This window comes from Anaerosporobacter sp. (assembly GCF_031551385.1).
Taxonomy (GTDB): domain Bacteria; phylum Bacillota; class Clostridia; order Lachnospirales; family Lachnospiraceae; genus Anaerosporobacter.
The window spans coordinates 18,104-35,774 of the sequence record NZ_JAVBNS010000294.1 but is presented as its reverse complement, the minus strand read 5'-3'; the positions used below and the strand labels follow the sequence as shown (position 1 = coordinate 35,774).

Sequence of the window (17,671 nt, the reverse complement as noted above, 5' to 3'; positions counted from 1 at the left end):
TAATAAAAATATAGTAAAAAATAATACCCAAAATAGCACGCTATCAATAATTAATCTATTCTATTTAATTTCATAATTAGTAGTAAAATAAACTAAGTCTACTTTATTAAGAGCAGAATTGCTAGCATTAATATTTTTTGCAAACGTATTTATTTGATAGAGATGATAACTACCATTATAGTAAGTTGTACTAAGGGCAAAGTCTCCTACTGTACCAGGAGTATTTGTAAAGTAATGCGCAATTGAGTTCTTTGCAACTTGCTTTGCTGCTGTGTATCTAACAGGGGCTACATTAGTATTGTCTGCATCATCACCAGAGGAGGCAAAATGATTGGTATGTGATATGCGAATGAATTTTAAGCTTTTGGAATCAAACATATAAGCACTATGCGCAAAAATATCAGTTGCTTGATGTAAAGCCATACCCCAAATAAATAACTTCCTTTTTTCGCCACTAGTTATTGAAGGAGAAATCTTTGTATAGTTAATACCGTTAACGGTTGATGTGGTAAATACATCCATTCCCGAAGGCTTGTGGGAATAAGAGGGAAGTTCACCATATTTATTAGCAATCATAGTTAAGTAGATATAAGATGCTAAATAATTTGTAGGGCTGTGAGTTTTTGTTTCGTAATAGCCATGGAATTGAGGATGATCCCCTATACCAGTTAGCTTACTATCTATTTTAATTTCTTTAGTTCCATCTTGATCCTGCCAGATCGCACCTAGTTTGATGATTGCTATATCTGAATCTGTTAACGTCTTATAGGTTAGAGTCGCATCACTAGCGATATCTTTATGAGTGCTTTGACTCCATGTACCTGTAACATAATCCACATCCTCAAAGATAGGAATAATTGTTTCATTGTTTTCTAACTCGTCAGTTGGAATAATAGTTTCAGTAGTCGCAGTTTCTGTATATAATTCTTTAAATGCATCATATTGTTCGAGAGCGAAGTTTAAATCTACAAGACCATTTCCATATTCGTTTTTGTCACCATATAAGTTTGCTGAATAGTTTATTAACTGTCTAATAAAGTCATTCGTACAACTTAAATCTTTTTGCCATAGAACAGATGCAACACCTGTAACGTGAGGGGCAGCCATACTTGTACCATCATGAATAGCAACACCATCGAAAGCACCAGAAGACATAATCTGTTCACCAGGGGCTACGATTTCTAGTGTATCTCCTTGTGCACTTGCATCACTAACTTCTCCAAGACTATTTACGGAACCTACTGCCATTACTTCATCGTATGCTGCGGGATATTCAACGATACCATTATTTCCTGCGGCTGCAATAACTAGAATATTAGCATCGTTAGCATCTTTGATAGCTTTATGTAATATTTCTGAATTCGTAGTTGTTCCAAAACTAATGTTAATGATGTTCACTCCTTCATCAATTGCCCAGTATATGGCATCGACTACACGACTAATTGGAGAAGATAGATTCACATCAAGTACTCTTGCAGAGTACAATTGCACATTTGGATTTATACCAGTAATACCTCCCTTGAATAAGAGATATACCTAGGAAAATCTCAAAATAATTAGTAAAAAATTAGTACTCAAACCGGCTGGAACGATTATACAACAAAATAAACCATTAATCAATCAAAAATTTCAAATTAATACTAATTTACTATGTAAAAATGGATAAATAACAGAGAGAATATTGCAATAATGGAATTTGTGCTTGCCAATGGATATATTCAGTTTTTTATTATACAAAAAAGTACATACTTATAGTAAAATATGCTATTGACTTTGCTCAAAGACAGACATATAATAAAAACTACAATCCCTATAAGGATTATAGGAAATGTTTGCTTGTTGCTAACTTAATCGAGGTAGTTGTGTATTGGAATGTTTGTGATGCACACCCTGGCAAGTTGGTGAATGAATAAAAAACATTACTTGGAATAGTATGGACTGAAAGGGAGTGAAGGAATGGGAAAAGACATATTAGAAGATATCTTGCAAAAAGAAAAGAGTATATTAGCAAACATAAAAAATGACTTCGAATGGCTTCATGAGAATCCAGAATTGGCATATGAGGAATATAACACAACAGAGTACATAAAAGAGCAACTACTAAAAGAGAATATAACAGTTCTTGATCTACATTTAGAAACAGGTTTAGTTGCACAGATTGATGGAGGACAAGAGGGTTCTACAATTGCACTGCGATGTGATATTGATGCGCTTCCGATTCAAGAGGAGTCTGGGCTTGAATATGCTTCGAAAAAAGCTGGGCTTATGCATGCGTGTGGACATGACTTTCATACGGCTGTTATGCTTGGTGTGGCAAAAGTGTTGAATCTTTATAGGAAGGAGTTAAAGGGAAGTGTAAAGATTATATTTCAACCAGCAGAGGAAGCACCAGGTGGAGCAACGAAGATTTTAGAAAAAGATGTTTTAGAAGATGTTAAGCAGATATGGGGGATTCATACAGCACCAGGGATTTCAGTTGGTACATTGGCGATAAGTGAAGGTGCAGTGATGGCAGCAGTTGATCGGTTTGAAATTCATGTACAAGGAACAGGGACACATGCGGCGCATCCAGAGGAAGGAATTGACCCGATTGTTGTTATGTCGGCAATTGTACAGTCTGTTCAAACAATTGTAAGTAGGAATATGAATCCATTTCACGCAAATCTTATCAGTATAACAAGAATTGAGAGTGGAAACACATGGAATGTTATTTCTGAGAAAGGTTTTATGGAAGGAACCGTTCGCACTTTAGATGTAGAAGATAGACAAAGGATAAGGGAGAGACTATCTGATTTGGCAAGTGGAATTGCAAAAAGTTATGGGGCAGAGGCAACACTTTCTTGGTATGCTGGGCCACCAGCCGTATATAATGAAGCTTCCTTGTGTGATTTCGCAAGAAAAGTTGCAGATAAAATAGGTGCAGAGGTAACAGAAGTAGAGAAATCATTAGGTGGAGAGGATTTCAGCTTGTATCAAGAAAAAGTAGCAGGAGCATATATAAAGGTTGGAACGGGAGGGGAACACCCAATTCACCACCCAGCATTTATTGCAGATCAAGGAGCATTAATACCTACAGTAAGATATTTTGTTGAACTTGCAAAGGAAAGTTTGAATATAGAATTTGATTAATTATATGATGCAGCAACAAATATAATAATTATATATAGATAAATATGAATATATAGTTGACGAATGGTGGTCATATCCGTTAGAATCTGCTATAGGATAAAAAATAAAAAGCACGAGCAGCTAGAAAATAATAAGAGGAAGGCTGTAGTCAGAAATAGTTAAGCTAGATATTAGAAAGGCAGGAGAATATTATGAAAAAAAGATGGAAGAAGATAGTTGGAGTTTTATTAACCGTTGCATTAATTGGTTCTTTGACAGCATGTGGCGGAAAGAAGAATGATGAGGGAACAAAGGCAACAACAAGTAATGCGGCAAGCGATGTTGTAACAATAGGAGTTTCCGATACAATCGGTTCTCTAAATCCAATGCTTTTAGATGGAACAGAGGTAATGAAATATGCGATATCATTGCAGTTTTTACCTTTACTAGAACTGAATAAGAACATGGAATTTGAAGGACAGATAGCTACAGAGATAGTAACAGAAGACAATAAAACATTTACAATTAAGTTAGATGAGAAAGCAGCATGGTCGGATGGTGAGCCAATTACTTCAAAAGACGTACTATTCAGTTTCTTATGCTGGGCAAGTCCTGAGATTGGAAGTACAGGTATGTCAATTTATAACATTGAAGGAACTGGCGATGATGGTTTTGTAGAAGCTGGTTCAGACCATATCAGTGGAGTTGTTGCAGTAGATGAGAAGACAGTTCAGATTACAACAAAAATAGAGATGGCATTGTCAACATTCCAAAACATCTATGGAAGATACATATTAATCATGCCAGAACATATTCTTGGTGATGTACCAAAGGATCAAATGGTTTCTTATGAATGGTTTAATGCACCAACAGTTGTAAGTGGGCCATATATCGTGAAAGATTTCGATTTGAATCACTATGTAACCTATGTTGCAAATGAAAAATATTTTAAAGGTGCTCCAAAGATTGAGAATCTTTCAATCAAAGTTGTAACACCAAGTCAGTTATTAACTGGGCTTCAATCAGGAGAAATTGATTTAGTACAACAAACAATGGGAAGTATCCTTCAGGAAGACTATGAAAGTGTTAAGAAACTTGAAAATATAACAGTATATGATGGTACACCAGTTACAACACAATCCATTTTCTTTAATACAGAGAAAGTAACGAATGTGAAAGTACGTCAAGCGTTCCTATATGGAATGGATAGAGAACTTATTTTACAAGAGTTCTTAAAGGGCAAAGGTGAGATTGTAGACGGATTCCTTGCAAGTGCAGGCCCATACTATGATTCTAGTATTGTTCCTGTAGCATATGATAAGGAAAAAGCCAAACAATTGTTAGAAGAAGCGAAAGCAGAAGGTTGGGATGCTTCTACAGAATATAATTTCTATGTGAACAGTGGGGATACAACATTTACACAAGTAGCAACATATCTGGCAGCACAGTTTGCAGAGATTGGATTAAAGATTAAAATTAATACTGTAGATTTATCGACATTAATGACAGTTGCAAATGAAGGTGATTTCGACCTTATGGCAGTACAATATACGTATGCACCAGTAGATGTATATACAGATGCAAGCTGGTTATTATCAGCAGGTGGCTGGACGAGATATGAAAATGATGTAGTTACGAAAGCATTAATTGATACACAGCTCACAGTAGATACAAATGAAATCAAAGAATTATATAGAACAGTAGATGCGATTGTTCAAACGGAAGTTCCAATGATTGATGCGTATGTAATCAGCGGATTAGGAGCAAAGAGTAACCGTTTACAGAATGCTACACCAGATGTATATGGTACATTTATCAATGTACAGGATTGGGAAATCAAATAGAGAAAGTGAGGCAGAGACCAATGCCATTATTACAGGTTAAGGATTTAGAAGTTGTGTTTGAAAAAGAACATAAAGAGTTCGTATGTGTTGATAAGGTTAATTTCCATGTTAACGAAGGAGAGATTCTTTGTATCGTTGGAGAATCAGGCTGTGGAAAAAGTGTGACAGCATTATCAATTATGGGACTACTAGGGCAACAAGGACGTGTAAGAAGTGGCGAGGTTCTGTTTGAAGGAAAAGATTTATTGCAGCAGAAGGAAAAAGAGCTAGACCAAGTTCGTGGAAATGAGATTGCGATGGTATTTCAAGATGTTATGAACTGTCTCAATCCATGCTTTACGATAGGCAATCAAATGGCAGAATCTATTCGTATCCATCTAGGATATGATAAGAAGAAAACGAAAGAACATGCGATTGAACTTCTTGAAAGAGTTGGTCTGCCAGATGCGAAGTCAATAATGAAGAAATACCCTCATATGTTATCAGGAGGTATGAGACAAAGAGTTATGATTGCAATGGCACTTGTCTGTCGTCCAAAACTATTAATTGCAGATGAGCCAACGACAGCACTTGATGTTACAATACAGTTACAAATTATGAAACTTCTCCTTGAACTTAGGGAGGAGTTTCAAATGTCCATTCTATTAATTACACATGATATTGGCGTAGTTGCTGAGGTTGCAGACCGAGTAGTCGTAATGTATGCTGGTCAGTGTGTAGAAGAAGCAGAGGTACATAGTCTGTTTGAAAATCCAGCACATCATTATACAGAAGCATTGTTGCAATCTGTTCCTACAATCTATGATGATTATGAAAGAGAGTTAGAATCGATTCCTGGTGCAGTACCTGAGAATTATCAAGACTTGGAAGGATGCCGATTCGCAGATCGTTGTCGCTTTGCTACAAAAGAATGTTATGAGAGACAGGAGTATTATGAGTTTGAACCAAAACACTGGGTACGCTGTAGGAAGGAGTTACTAAACCATGCAAAATAATAAAAAAACCCTTGTAGAAGTGGAAAACCTCTGTAAGTACTACCCAGTTAGTAACTCAAGTATAGCAAAAGCAAAGCAGATGGTACATGCAGTTGACAATGTTAGCTTTCAGATACAAGAAGGGGAGACACTTGGTGTTGTAGGGGAATCTGGTTGTGGAAAATCAACAATTGGACGTCAACTTATGGCATTAGAGCGACCAAGTTCAGGTAGGATTCTATATGATGGACAAGATATAACAGCAATGACAGAACGCAAGTTACGTGGTATTCGTACAGAATTCCAAATGGTTTTTCAGGATACGAATTCTTCTTTAAATCCAAGAAAACAAGTCTATGATATTCTTGCAGAGCCGATGCTCTATCATAAGATAGTAACCAAGGAAAATGTAAAACAAGAAGTGGAACGATTGTTAGATATGGTTGGTCTTGCAAAGAATTCCTTGCATAAATATGCACATGAATTTTCTGGTGGGCAAAGACAACGTATCGGTATAGCAAGAGCCTTGTCACTGAAACCAAGATTGCTTGTCTGTGATGAACCAGTAAGTGCATTAGATGTATCCGTTCAAGCACAGATTTTGAATCTGTTAGTAAGTTTACAGAAAGAGATGAATCTAACCTATGTGTTTATTGGACATGGTTTGGGGGCAGTACGTTATATCAGTACAAGGATTGCTGTTATGTATCTTGGTAAGATTGTAGAGATAGCAGATGCAAAGGAATTGTTTGAAAATCCGCTTCATTCATATACAAAAGCACTTGTAGATGCATCACCGATTCCAGACCCAAATCTTCGTGAACGTTCTCGAATTATAATTAGTGGAGAGATACCATCTTCGGTAAACCCACCTAGTGGATGTAGATATCATCCAAGATGTCCTTATGCGAAAGAGGAATGTAAGAATGTAACTATGGAATTACTAGAGGTGAAAGGTACAAGTAACCATCTTTGTGCTTGTCCATATAGTTTAACAGAAAACATAGTAGGGGAGGAATAACGCATGTGGAAATACATGGTAAAACGAATCATAGCCGCAATTCCAGTACTTATCGGAATTACTATAATTGATTATTTGATTATGAGTCGTGCGGGAAGCCCTCTTGCAATGATGCATGGGCCGAAGATATCGGAAAGTGCAATTGAAGCTAAGGCAGCGATGCTAGGACTTGATAAGCCGATTTATCTGCAGTATTTTGATTGGCTAAAGCAAGTATTAACAGGAAATCTTGGATATTCCATCAAGAGTTATCAACCTGTTACAGAGATTATTGGAAGTCATATTGGCTCTACATTATTACTTATGGGAACGTCATTAATAGTAGGGCTTATTATTGCAATACCAACAGGAATTTATAGTGCGATTCATCGTTATACAAAGAGAGATTATGCATTAGTATCACTTTCCTTCCTTGGAACAAGTATACCGAGTTTCTTTCTTGCATTAATATTCATTTATTTGTTTACGGTACGTTTAGGCATTCTTCCTTCTAGTGGTATGATTACACAAGGGACAGGTGGCGGATTCTTTGATGTTGCAAAACATATGGTTATGCCGGTACTTGTATTAGCAATATCTATTGCAGGGACAAATATCCGATATGTGCGTAGTGCTATGTTGGAAGTTTTACAGCAAGATTATCTTAGAACGGCAAAGGCAAAAGGAATTGGTAAGTTTTTAGTGATTAATAAACATGCCCTAAGAAATGCAATGCTTCCTGTTGTAACTGTTATCGGAATGCAGATTCCTGTTTTGTTTGGAGGAGCAGTTATTGTTGAACAGATGTTTAGCTGGCCGGGACTTGGGTTGATTACAATGAATGCCATTACAAGCAGAGATTACCCTGTGATTATGGGAGTGTGTTTACTGACAGCAGTAGTAGTTTTGTTGACGAACTTAATAACAGATATTATCTATGCAATTGTAGATCCAACCATTCAGTATAAGTAAATGTCAGAACGTTATAAAACGTAACAGTTACGGTTGCTGTGAAGGTTGTGTGTGAATAGTAACATGTAACAGATAGGAGTCGACACATGGAACATAAAGGGAATATTGGAAGAATCACAAAAAGATTTATGAAACATAAACTAGCAGTAGTTAGTTTTGTTTTTTTAGTTGTAATGATAGTTTTAGCTTTATTTGCTCCACTGATTGCACCATATAATCCAAATCAGATAAGTGGTGGCTTTTCAAAAGCACCATCTATGGAGCATCTGTTAGGAACAGACCAGATTGGCAGAGATATGTTAAGCAGATTACTGTATGCGATGCGGGTATCTTTATTTGTCGGGGCAGCGGCAACAGTAATTTCAACGGTTGTTGGAATTATATTGGGACTATTATCTGGGTTTATTGGCGGCATTGTGGATAGCATTATAATGAGAATTACAGACATGGTTATGTCTTTTCCATATATTTTATTGGTTTTAGTTGCAGCAGCAGTATTTGAACCAGGGCTGTGGAGTATTGTACTAATTTTAGGCTTTGTAGACTGGCCTGGAATAGCAAGATTGGTACGTGGTAACGTATTATCTATTCGTGAGACGAATTATATTAAAGCAGATATTGCGGCAGGTATGCCAAAGCGATTTGTTTTATTTTCAGAGATATTACCGAATACGATAGCACCAGTGTTTGTATACGCAACACAAGTATTTGGAGTTTCTATACTTGATGAAGCTGCACTTAGCTTCTTAGGAATGGGTGTACAGCCACCAACAGCAAGTTTAGGAAATATATTGAACGGCGCAGAATCCATTACCGTTCTTACAAGTAAATTCTGGCTTTGGGTTCCAGCGGGGTTATTGATTATATTGTTGGTTATTAGTATTAGTTTTGTGGGGGATGCATTAAGGGATGCATTGGATCCTTCGGTTTAAGTTTTTTGGAGTACTTGTGTAGGAGTTAGTTTGTCAATGCAAAACTTTTTATGCTGTTGAGCTTCTTCGTTACTGTACTATAACACGAAACACGCTACACACTAAGAAGTACTATAGGTGTTTCGCTATCGTTTCTTAGTTTTAGTACAGCAGCGAAGAAGCAGATATAGGTTATTGAGTTTTGCAGGGGTATGTTGTGGATACACAAGTACGGGAAGGGATTGGATAAATAATTCTTTGTGGCTGTTTGGAAGGTAGTGGCTGTTAACGAAGTGAAACGTAAAAATACAATACATTATAGTTTGGAAAAGTTATATGTAGTTATGTTTATCGATGTTATTTAGATTTATTCTTGAAAGGAGGGCTTTACATGAAGAATGATTTATATTATCAAACGTCAGAATATGATTGTGGGCCTACTACGTTATGTAATGCTATGCGTTTTTTGTATAAGAGGGAACAGATTCCGCCTGAGATTTTGAAAGCAATTTTTATGTATACGTTAGATGCTTATAATGAAATGGGTGAAGTCGGCAGAAGTGGTACTTCAAGAATGGCAATGGAATTCTTATCGAGTTGGTTTAATCAGTTTGGTAAGACGAAGGGGTTTCCTATTCATTCGGAATTTCTTAAGAATAATCAAGTGTATATCGGACCAAATAGTAGAATTACAAGTTGTCTTCAACAAAAAGGCGTTGTAGTTGTTCGGGTTTCGCTGGAAGGTGATGACCACTATATATTGTTAACAGGATTGCAAGAGGGTATGGTTGCTATATTTGATCCGTATGATATGTCGGATTATAATGATTTGACATTTTTAGGAGTAACACTTATTAGTAATCAACCAAAAAAGATGAATCGCCTTGTAAAACCAGAAATTCTAAATTCTGATTTTGAACGTTCCTATTCATTGGGAGAAATTAAAGAGCGTGAAGCAATGCTTATCTATAATACGGATACTAGATATACACCGGAGAGGACGATTGAATATATGATTTAGATGTGTAAGTTGAATATTGAAACACAGTAAGAGGAGCTCTTTTGGTTTTAAGAGCTCATTTTATTGTGTTACGCATTCTATTTACTAATTGATGAATCAAGATACTGAATCTGAATTAGATAGCAATTGTTTAGGTCAGAAGCATCATATGTAAGTAAATAATCATTTCCTTGAATTATTAAATTCCAAACATTTTCGTTGTCTATGCGTATAATAAGTGGTGCACTATTTGAATCAGTAGATTTTTTGATTGTTATGATGTAATTAGAATCCGTATCAATTTTTTTTTCAAGTATTGTTGCTTTTGTTGTTGTTATTAAATGTTGTTTATCTGGAAAAAATATAGTATATGACAGGTGAAGTAATACAACAACTAATATAGGGAAAAAGCATTTTTTGTATTTCATATGTTAAGACTCCTTATTGATGAATAGATATATTGAATCAAAATATACTATAGAACTTGGTGGAAAGAAGAGTTTTGAATATGCAAAGGCATATGTAATGAAATAACTATATTTTATAATTGTACAATGCATAAAATAATATGTAAATATAAAATGCAAAATAATGTAAAAAAAAGAGAGCGGGAGGCAGATGATATTGTTCAGTTATTTTGTCTATGACCTGAACTTTGTATGTCACTAAGAAGAAACTGTTTGTTAAAAGGTTATTAAATTGCGAATTATAGGAAAATATGTAGTCAATTTCACTTGCCAACAAGTAAAAAATATGATATTCTGATTTTAGTATAACGTTTTAATAAAAACAAAATAAGCAGGTGAAGATATGGCAAATATTACAATAAAAGATGTCGCAAAAGAAGCAGGGGTTTCAATTGGAACGGTTTCAAATGCTTTGAATGGTAATAGATACATCAATCCAGACACGAAACAAAGAGTTATGGATGCAGTTAAAAAACTAAATTATATTCCGAATTTGAATGGAAGATATCTGAAGGCTGGAGCTACGAAAAATCTTGGTTTTTTCACAAACAGTATATCAGGTCCTTACTTTTGTAGTTTGATGGACTATATGAGTCGAGAATGTGAGCGTAGAGGCTATAATCTCAATGTGTTTATTACAAGAGATTCTTCCGTTATTATGGGAAATATTCTTGGTAAGAATTTAGATGGTGTCCTTATCTATGAGGATACAACTGTAAATGAAAATGAGATTCGTATGTTTGAAAAAGAAGGAATCAAAGTTGTATTTTTAGACAGAGAAGTAAGTAAGAATGGTGTGTCTAGTATTTTATTTGATTCATATAAAGCAGGATATGAGGCTACAAAGCATCTTGTTAATCTTGGACACCAAAGAATTGCTTTCATTGAATGTGTAGATGAGGTAACAGATAGTTTACGTCGTAAAGAAGGTTATAAAGCTGCACTTCGTGAATGTAATTTACCAGTTGAGGATGAACTTATTCTACAAGGTGCTTTTGAAGAGGAATATACATACAATACGATAAAGACATTTGTGAAATTCAACTCATTGATTCTTCCAGATGCGTTTCTTGCAGGTAACGATTTGAGTGCAATTGGTTGTATTAAGGCACTTGAATCAGATGGTTATCGAGTACCAGAAGATTTTAGTGTTATTGGATTCGATGATATTGATATTGCACAATATTTTAGTCCTAGTTTAACAACAGTAAGAAACCCGATTGCTAGACAAGGAACATTAGCAATTGATACTTTAATTGACATGATTGAGGAGAAAGAACAAGGAACAATTATTAAATTGGATGGAAATCTAGTTATTAGAAACTCTTGTACAAGAAAAAAATAGTGGGTGATGGCTTGTGTTTATGGAGTGGGATGCCCTTGCAATGTGATGTGTTTGATTAAAAAATAAATAATAAGCAAAAAGAGTATCAGTAGTAGTTGGTACTTTTTTTGTTTTTTGAAAGAGAAAACTACCAGTATCAATTACATTGACATGAGCATACTAATATAGTAGAATGAAGGTACCAAAAACGGTACATAAAACAGTAATTGAAAGGATGATTATATGATAGCTGCGAAACCAATTGACGTGAGGGCGAGAATGAAAGAATACATGGACCTAGCTTATGAAGGTGAGCCTGTCATTGTATCTCGAAAACAGAATAGAAATGTTGTCATTGTGTCAGAGCAAGAGTATAACAGTTTGCAGAAAGCAAAGAGAAATGCTGAATATTTAGCCAAATTAAACGAAAGTTTTGCTCAGTTGGAACGTGGCGAGGTGGTCGTAAAGACATGGGAAGAATTGGAGCAAATGGCGAATGAATGATTTTACTTTTACTAAAGAGGCATTTGAAGAATACTTATACTGGCAGATGCAAGACAAAAAGACTTTGAAACGTATAAATGCATTGATGAAAGATATAAGAACGAATGGAGCGTTAAATGGGACTGGAAAGCCTGAAAAATTGAAATATCAGGAAGGGTATTCAAGACGTATTGATGATGCGAATAGATTAGTCTATGAGATTGATGAATTACAAAATATAAAGATTGTGAGTTGTCGAGGACATTATGAAGATTAGCATCCAAGTGAGTAAATGTTTTTGGATATATAGGATTATAAAGTCATATCAAACAAAAAACCACATTACACGATAAAAAGTGTAGTGTGGTTTTTTGTTGTACTTTTAAAAGTATTAAAAAATCGCATAAATTCAAGGGTTTTGACGTTTTACGCAAATGTAAAAACGTTATTTCAAAAGAGAAAAACAACACATAAACCCTGAAAAAACACAACATTACACGCATCAATATAAAAAACAGTTGTACACTTTCACTAAAAAACATAAAAAAAGGCATTGTCAAATAGCAAAATGTATGATATATTGATAATAGTTAAAACGTTTTAATACAAAAGAATGAAAATTTCAATGGTTTTTATTCTGAAAGCTACTTTATAACCAAGCAAGGTAAATAGGAGGATTAGGAATGAAAGGGAAAAAAACTTATGGGTTGCTTAGGCGAGGTATGGCTTTAGTCTTGAGTTTGGCTATGACTACGAATGCGATGGGGACTTGGAATGGTTCCAATGTGGTGAAGGCGGCAACAGCAGACGAAAGAGTTATGTTTTCTGATTTTGAATTGCCATTCAATGGACTTTCGGCAGGAAACCAATTGGTGAAAGACGATGAAAAACAAACAGTATTAAAGTACATAACAACAAGCGGTGGCGGTAGTGATGAAGTAACAGTGAAAAGTGTGAATCAAGAGGCTGTTGATGTTACTGGTATGACGAAGTTTGTTATAACAATTAAAGATACACAAGGTGAAAACACAATACGTGTTAAAGTTGATAATAAGGCAGATGTATGGTCAAGTGATAAGGGTGTTCAAGGAGAATGGTGTGAAATTGAGATAGCACTTAAAGACTTGAATGTCGAGAATAATCAAGTTTCACAAATTAAGATATATGAATGGAATAAGGGGACGTATTTCATAGATGATATATATTTTTCAAATGATGATGGAACACAAACAGTTCTGTTTCAAGATTTTGAAAAGTCACTTACAATTAATGACTCAACTGCTGGTAAGATAACACAGGACGAAAAGAAGTCAGGAAACACTTCATTACTGTATAAAAAAAATGGAGGAGATATTCAAGTTACACTTCCTGATGCAGATGGTGTGGATGCTACAGGAAAAGAATACTTAGTTATATGGATAAAAGATACACATGGAGATAACAATTTTGAACTTCAATTGACAGATGCAAACGGAGGAACATCAAAATCTGGATATTGGACAACGGCTCAATCTGTTAAGAATCAATGGGCACCAATTGTTGTACCGATGACAGAATTGACAGATAGCTCATCATTAGATATCTCGAAAATTGTTAAGGTTAAGATTTGGGAATATAACGATGGTAATTACTATATTGATGATATTTACTTTACAAATGCAGTTCCACCAAGTGCACCTACATTTAGTGATGCAGAAGGAAATTATGGGGAAGCATTTGATTTAACTCTTTCAGCAGAGATTGGAGCGGATATCTATTATACAACAGATGGTTCTGTGCCAACAGAGAATTCGCAGTTATATGTAGGGGCAATTTCGATTGCAACGACAACAACAGTGAAAGCAATTGCAATTAAAGATGGAGAAAGCAGTGCAACAGTAACGGCAACATTTACAATTAGGCCAAACGATTTACCGGCAAAAACGTTTTTATCAGATTTTGAACAAGAAACAGCACAGATGGTAAATGCAACAATAACAGCAGAAGACAAATATAATGGTGAAAAATCAGCAGCATATGTTGTTGGAAGTTCAGCATCACCAAATGAAGAATCAAGCTTCTATGTAGAAGTAGCAAATAGTGTAGATGCAAAGTACTATGATTATTTTGTTTTCTGGATGAAAGATACACAAGGTAGCAATACAGTAATGTTACAATTTGTTGATGAAGATGATAACATGACAAATTGGGCTTGGTATGATAACTCGTCTTCAAAAACTGGTAAAACAGTTAAGAATGAATGGGTTGAGTATGCAATTCCAATGTCAAAGATTCAACAAAAGGAAAATGTAGATTTAACAAGAATTAAAGGTGTTCGTATTGGACAATGGAACTCAGGTACATATTATATTGATGATGTATATTTTACGAATACATTAGCACCAAAAACACCTGTTGCAAACTATAATTCTGGAACATATGCAGAATTAACAGATATTACATTAACAACAACGAATACAGATTGCCAAATCTATTACACAACTGATGGAACAGAACCAACTGTAAATTCGACTCTATATACAACACCATTTGCAATAACAAATGATACAACTGTTAAGGCAATTACAGCAAGAAGTGCGGATGATATGAGTGGTGTTGCAGTATATAATTATAGAATCAAAGCGTTACCAGCAAGCGGAGAGGTATCTTTCCAGACATTTGAAAATGGATTAGCGCAAGTGAAGAATGCATATGGTGTTAAATATTCATTAGATGCAGATTCGGTAGAAGGTAGTAATGCGCTTATGTGTAATATGTATACTGTTTCAGGAAATCCATCTGAAAAGGTAAGAAGTGTCTTCTTACAATTAGCAGACGATGAAACGGTAGATATTAGAAAATCAAATTATTTAACAGTGTTTGTGAAAGATTATCAAAATTACAATACACCAACTGTGTTTGTGAAAGATATGTTTGGAACAGTAGTTTCGGGCAAAGTAGCAACAGCAACAGTTTATGGTGAATGGACAAAGTGCTATATCTATCTAGATGATTTAGATAGTAAAAAAGAATTAGACAGAGCATACATTAGCGAAGTAGGTATTGGATTTAATAATACGGGAACTTATGTAATTGATGACATTTCATTTAGTGAGTATGTATACGGAATCGCAGGTACAGTAACAGCGAATGAAGTTGTAACAAGTACAGCAACAGACAAAGAGTATGTTGGTTCTTGTGCAATTGAGTTATTTGCTGAAGATGGAGCAGAGATCTATTACACAACAAACGGAAAAGAACCAACAAAAAACAGTGATTTATATACAAAAGCAATTTCAATAACAAAAACAGCAACAATCAAAGCAATAGCGGTGAAAGATGATGTAAGTAGTTCTGTTTACGATTTTTCATATGTTGTAAAACCAGGAAAAGTTGTAGCAACACACGGAGCAGCTGGAACATATGATGATTTTGCAGTTGTAGAGTTGGGTTCTACATCGGGAGCAACTATTTATTATACAGTAGATGGTTCTGAGCCAGACAAGACGAAGACGGTATATAATAAGAAGGCATTCCGAGTTGATGAAAGTAAAACAGTAAAAGCAATTGCATATAATTCAGATGGTAGTGCAAGTGAAGTTACAACATTAGCATATGTGATTAATAAAACAGCGCAAGAACCAGCAGGTAATGATGAACAAGTGACAATTTCCAACTTCTTGCAAGCAGACGGTAAAGTAATCCGTAATAATTACGGTAAAGGTGATGAAGTTGTATTACGTGGTACAAACGCTGGTGGCTGGTTAGTTACAGAGGATTGGCAATGTCCTGTTGATGGAAAAGATTTTGTTACTATTATAAAGACATTAACAGAACGTTTTGGAAAAGAAACAGCAGAGGAATTAATTGAAGTTTATCAAGATAATTGGTGGACAGAGAAAGATTTTGATTTGGTAAAAGAAGAAGGTATGAATGTACTTCGTTTGCCTGTAACGTATTTTGAGATGACAAATGCAGATGGAACATTAAGTGAAGATGCTTTCGAGAAGCTTGATTGGTTTATTGAGCAAGCAAAGAAGAGAGATATCTATGTAATGATTGATATGCATGGAGCATTTGGTTCGCAAAATGGTAAAGATCATTCGGGTGATATCACAATTGCAGATATCGGACAATTCTATGGTGAAGAGGAGAATATTCAAAAGACAATTCGCCTTTGGGAAGCAATTGCAACAAGATACAAAGATGAACCAATTGTATGTGGCTATGATTTATTAAATGAGCCTAGTACAAGCGGAACAATGCAATATGATGTATATGATAGACTCTATCGTGCAATCAGAGCAATCGATAAGAAGCATATGATATTCATGCAAGCAATTTGGGAACCTACAGATTTACCAGATCCTGCATTGTATGGCTGGGAAAATGTTGTATATCAATATCATTTCTACCAATGGAATGATTTGAATAGTTTGAATTCACAAACAAGCTTTATTAACAATAAGGTTTCTTTGATTAACGAGTCAACAAACTATGACGTACCTGTGTTTGTTGGAGAATTTACATTCTTTGCGAATACAGAAAGTTGGAAACAATGTTTAGATATATTCGAAAGAGAAGGCTGGAGCTACACGACTTGGACATTCAAAGTATCTGACGGTGGTGAAGGAAGTAGCTGGGGAATCTATACGAAGAAATCGAATACAGTTAATATTAAAACAGATTCAGTAGAAACAATTCGCAGTAAGTGGAGTGAAGTGACTACGGATACATTTGTTAGGAATACGGAAATTGCTGATATCTTAAAGGGTTGCTTTGCGAATAATTCAGAGATGAAAGTGCCATATGAAGAAGAGCCACAGAATAACGGTGGTGATAATGGTAATAACAATAATAATTCAAATAACGCATCAAATGAAACGAAACAATCAGATGATGTAGAAGATGATACAAAAGAACAAGAGATTGTAGTACCTGCAGATATTAAAGAGTTAGCGAATAAGAGCAAGGCTGCATTGAGTATTAAAACGTTATATGTATCTGGCAATAAAGATACGACAGCAAAAGTGAAGCTTTCAATTCCGGAAGGATTGAATCAAGTAGTAAGATTTAGTGATAATGGAATTAAAACAAATGAAGTGATTGTTACTTATACGTCAAAGAACACAAAGATAGCTACAGTAAGTAAGACAGGAAAGATTACTGCGAAGAAAGCAGGAAAAACAACAATCGTAGTGACGTTTGAATTAAGAGACGGAACGAAGATTACGAAAAACTGTGCAATTGAAGTTAAGAAAGCAACAATGACTTTGGCTAAAAAAGTAGCCTCTATGAAGGTTGGAAAGCAACAAACAATTAAAGTTAATTGTGTAGGATATGATGCGTCTAAGATTACGTGGAAATCATCAAATAGTAGCATTGTTACAGTGGGAACGAATAAAGGTAAAACACAAGTAAAGATAACAGCAAAGAAAAAGGGTACTGCGAATATTATAATCTATTGTGCTGGTAAGAAAGTAAAGACAATCAAGATAACAGTGAAGTAAGGTTATAAAGGCTTCAAAGATAGGCAGATGCGTGAAAAGACCAATGTTTATTCGTATAATGCCCTATGGCATGTCTGAAAGTTCATTGCCCTAGCTGTG

Annotated in this window: 13 protein-coding genes; 11 read left to right on the top strand and 2 right to left on the bottom strand. The window is 35.2% G+C overall.

Annotation, left to right across the window (positions count from 1 at the left end):
• Window positions 1–60: 60 nt before the first annotated feature.
• Window positions 61–1,503 carry a S8 family serine peptidase gene (locus RMR19_RS21745; RefSeq protein ID WP_310605611.1) on the bottom strand — a complete coding sequence of 481 codons (1,443 nt, stop codon included), beginning with the start codon at window positions 1,501–1,503 and terminating at the stop codon, window positions 61–63.
• A 453-nt stretch (window positions 1,504–1,956) separates the two neighbouring features.
• Between RMR19_RS21745 and RMR19_RS21740 the strand changes: the two genes are divergently transcribed.
• From RMR19_RS21740 to RMR19_RS21710, 7 genes are all read left to right on the top strand, one after another.
• Window positions 1,957–3,129: an amidohydrolase gene (locus RMR19_RS21740; RefSeq protein WP_310605610.1), complete on the top strand. Its 1,173-nt coding sequence runs from the start codon at window positions 1,957–1,959 to the stop codon at window positions 3,127–3,129.
• A gap of 191 nt (window positions 3,130–3,320) precedes the next feature.
• Complete coding sequence (locus RMR19_RS21735; protein WP_310605609.1) at window positions 3,321–4,952, top strand: ABC transporter substrate-binding protein; 1,632 nt, start codon at window positions 3,321–3,323, stop codon at window positions 4,950–4,952.
• Between the two features lie 20 nt (window positions 4,953–4,972).
• On the top strand, window positions 4,973–5,947 hold the full coding sequence (locus tag RMR19_RS21730) for an ABC transporter ATP-binding protein (RefSeq protein WP_310605608.1): 975 nt from the start codon (window positions 4,973–4,975) through the stop codon (window positions 5,945–5,947).
• Window positions 5,937–6,947 (top strand): ABC transporter ATP-binding protein, encoded by a 1,011-nt coding sequence (locus RMR19_RS21725; protein WP_310605607.1) that lies wholly within the window; start codon window positions 5,937–5,939, stop codon window positions 6,945–6,947. The genes RMR19_RS21730 and RMR19_RS21725 overlap by 11 nt, the downstream gene beginning before the upstream one ends.
• A gap of 3 nt (window positions 6,948–6,950) precedes the next feature.
• Window positions 6,951–7,898, top strand: a complete 948-nt coding sequence (locus RMR19_RS21720; RefSeq protein ID WP_310605606.1) for an ABC transporter permease — start codon at window positions 6,951–6,953, stop codon at window positions 7,896–7,898.
• A gap of 86 nt (window positions 7,899–7,984) precedes the next feature.
• Complete coding sequence (locus tag RMR19_RS21715; protein ID WP_310605605.1) at window positions 7,985–8,830, top strand: ABC transporter permease; 846 nt, start codon at window positions 7,985–7,987, stop codon at window positions 8,828–8,830.
• 370 nt (window positions 8,831–9,200) lie between these two features.
• Entirely contained in the window at window positions 9,201–9,830 is a 630-nt protein-coding gene (locus tag RMR19_RS21710) for a peptidase C39 (protein WP_310605604.1), read from the top strand.
• 77 nt (window positions 9,831–9,907) lie between these two features.
• Here the strand turns inward: RMR19_RS21710 and RMR19_RS21705 are convergent, their stop codons facing one another.
• Window positions 9,908–10,237 (bottom strand): hypothetical protein, encoded by a 330-nt coding sequence (locus RMR19_RS21705; RefSeq protein WP_310605603.1) that lies wholly within the window; start codon window positions 10,235–10,237, stop codon window positions 9,908–9,910.
• A 382-nt stretch (window positions 10,238–10,619) separates the two neighbouring features.
• On the opposite strand from RMR19_RS21705, the gene RMR19_RS21700 reads away from it, so the two are divergent.
• The 4 genes from RMR19_RS21700 (at window position 10,620) to RMR19_RS21685 (ending at window position 17,572) form a co-directional block, all read left to right on the top strand.
• Window positions 10,620–11,621 (top strand): LacI family DNA-binding transcriptional regulator, encoded by a 1,002-nt coding sequence (locus tag RMR19_RS21700; protein ID WP_310605602.1) that lies wholly within the window; start codon window positions 10,620–10,622, stop codon window positions 11,619–11,621.
• Between the two features lie 222 nt (window positions 11,622–11,843).
• Window positions 11,844–12,104 carry a type II toxin-antitoxin system Phd/YefM family antitoxin gene (locus RMR19_RS21695; RefSeq protein ID WP_310605601.1) on the top strand — a complete coding sequence of 87 codons (261 nt, stop codon included), beginning with the start codon at window positions 11,844–11,846 and terminating at the stop codon, window positions 12,102–12,104.
• On the top strand, window positions 12,097–12,360 hold the full coding sequence (locus RMR19_RS21690) for a Txe/YoeB family addiction module toxin (protein ID WP_310605600.1): 264 nt from the start codon (window positions 12,097–12,099) through the stop codon (window positions 12,358–12,360). Before RMR19_RS21695 ends, RMR19_RS21690 begins: the two co-directional genes overlap by 8 nt.
• A gap of 406 nt (window positions 12,361–12,766) precedes the next feature.
• Window positions 12,767–17,572 (top strand): chitobiase/beta-hexosaminidase C-terminal domain-containing protein, encoded by a 4,806-nt coding sequence (locus RMR19_RS21685; RefSeq protein WP_310605599.1) that lies wholly within the window; start codon window positions 12,767–12,769, stop codon window positions 17,570–17,572.
• The last annotated feature ends 99 nt before the right edge of the window (window positions 17,573–17,671 follow it).

What these genes read in the sequence shown, in the direction of transcription:
- RMR19_RS21700 (WP_310605602.1), top strand. Translation starts at nt 10,620, where the DNA reads ATGGCAAATATTACAATAAAAGATGTCGCAAAAGAAGCAGGGGTTTCA.
- RMR19_RS21690 (WP_310605600.1), top strand. Translation starts at nt 12,097, where the DNA reads ATGAATGATTTTACTTTTACTAAAGAGGCATTTGAAGAATACTTATAC.
- RMR19_RS21730 (WP_310605608.1), top strand. Translation starts at nt 4,973, where the DNA reads ATGCCATTATTACAGGTTAAGGATTTAGAAGTTGTGTTTGAAAAAGAA.
- RMR19_RS21695 (WP_310605601.1), top strand. Translation starts at nt 11,844, where the DNA reads ATGATAGCTGCGAAACCAATTGACGTGAGGGCGAGAATGAAAGAATAC.
- RMR19_RS21720 (WP_310605606.1), top strand. Translation starts at nt 6,951, where the DNA reads ATGTGGAAATACATGGTAAAACGAATCATAGCCGCAATTCCAGTACTT.
- RMR19_RS21725 (WP_310605607.1), top strand. Translation starts at nt 5,937, where the DNA reads ATGCAAAATAATAAAAAAACCCTTGTAGAAGTGGAAAACCTCTGTAAG.
- RMR19_RS21740 (WP_310605610.1), top strand. Translation starts at nt 1,957, where the DNA reads ATGGGAAAAGACATATTAGAAGATATCTTGCAAAAAGAAAAGAGTATA.
- RMR19_RS21715 (WP_310605605.1), top strand. Translation starts at nt 7,985, where the DNA reads ATGGAACATAAAGGGAATATTGGAAGAATCACAAAAAGATTTATGAAA.
- RMR19_RS21685 (WP_310605599.1), top strand. Translation starts at nt 12,767, where the DNA reads ATGAAAGGGAAAAAAACTTATGGGTTGCTTAGGCGAGGTATGGCTTTA.
- RMR19_RS21710 (WP_310605604.1), top strand. Translation starts at nt 9,201, where the DNA reads ATGAAGAATGATTTATATTATCAAACGTCAGAATATGATTGTGGGCCT.
- RMR19_RS21705 (WP_310605603.1), bottom strand. Translation starts at nt 10,237, where the DNA reads ATGAAATACAAAAAATGCTTTTTCCCTATATTAGTTGTTGTATTACTT.
- RMR19_RS21735 (WP_310605609.1), top strand. Translation starts at nt 3,321, where the DNA reads ATGAAAAAAAGATGGAAGAAGATAGTTGGAGTTTTATTAACCGTTGCA.